We start from the raw sequence: 1,301 nt of genomic DNA, 5'->3' as shown, positions 1-1,301 counted from the left end.
CTCGATGCGCCCTCGATCGCCTTCCAGCTCGACCATGGCGGCGCCAAGATCATCTTGGTCGACCCGGAGTTTTCAGGCGTCATCACCGATGCGCTGGCGCAGATGACCGGGCCAAAGCCGTTCGTGATCGACGTCGACGATGCCGCGTTCAACGATGGCAAGCGCATCGGCGAGATCGAATATGAAGCCGCCGTCGCGCAAGGCGACCCGAACTTCACGGCGATCCTTCCGAGCGACGAATGGGATGCGATCGCGCTGAGCTACACCTCGGGCACCACCGGCAATCCCAAGGGCGTCGTCACCCATCATCGCGGCGCCTATCTCAACGCCGTCAGCAACATCCTCGCCGGCAATCTCGGCCAGCATCCGGTCTATCTCTGGACCCTGCCGATGTTCCACTGCAACGGCTGGTGCTTCCCCTGGACGATTGCGGCCGCGGCCGGCATCAATGTCTGCTTGCGCAAGGTCGAGCCGACCAGGATTTTCGAGCTGATCAGGCAGCACGGCGTCACCCACATGTGTGGCGCGCCGATCGTGTACAACACGCTGATCAATGCGCCCGATGCGCCACGGGGCAATGCCGCCCGCCGCGTCGTCGGCCTCATCGCCGGCGCAGCGCCACCGGTTGCGGTGTTGGAAGGCGCCGAAAACATCGGCATCAAGCTCACCCATGTTTATGGCCTGACCGAGGTCTACGGCCCCGCCTCGGTCTGCGCCGAGCAGCCGGGCTGGGACGAGCTTCCGCCTGCCGAGCGCGCCCGCATGAAGCGCCGGCAGGGCGTTCCCTACCCGCTCGAGGAAAGCGTCACCGTCATCAATCCGCAGACCATGCAGGAAGTGCCGCGCGACGGCGAGACCATCGGCGAGGTCATGTTCCGCGGCAATATCGTGATGAAGGGCTACCTCAAGAACGAGAAGGCGACCAAGGAAGCCTTCGAGGGCGGCTGGTTTCACACCGGCGATCTCGGCGTGCTCGACGAGCACGGCTATGTCATCATCAAGGATCGCTCCAAGGACATCATCATCTCCGGCGGCGAGAACATCTCTTCCGTCGAGGTCGAGGATATCCTCTACAAGCACCCGGCCGTGCTGTTCGCCGCGGTGGTGGCAAAGCCCGATCCGAAATGGGGCGAAGTGCCCTGCGCCTTCGTCGAGCTCAAGGACGGCGCAAGCGCAAGCGAGGCCGACATCATCGCCTTCTGCCGCACGCATATGAGCGGCTTCAAGACGCCGAAGGCCGTCGTGTTCGGACCGATCCCGAAGACCTCGACCGGCAAGATCCAGAAATTCCTGCTGCGCAA

The 1,301-nt window shown here is 63.7% G+C and carries 1 protein-coding gene; it reads left to right on the top strand.

Going from position 1 to position 1,301, the window contains the following annotated elements:
* A partial coding sequence (locus HYH07_RS36160) for an acyl-CoA synthetase (protein WP_220006917.1) occupies positions 1-1,301 on the top strand: 1,301 nt, incomplete at both ends.

This window comes from Bradyrhizobium sp. BR 10261, assembly GCF_019455395.1.
Taxonomy (GTDB): Bacteria; Pseudomonadota; Alphaproteobacteria; order Rhizobiales; family Xanthobacteraceae; genus Bradyrhizobium; species Bradyrhizobium manausense.
Note: the sequence above shows the minus strand (reverse complement) of the source record. Positions and strands in the feature narration are given on the sequence as shown.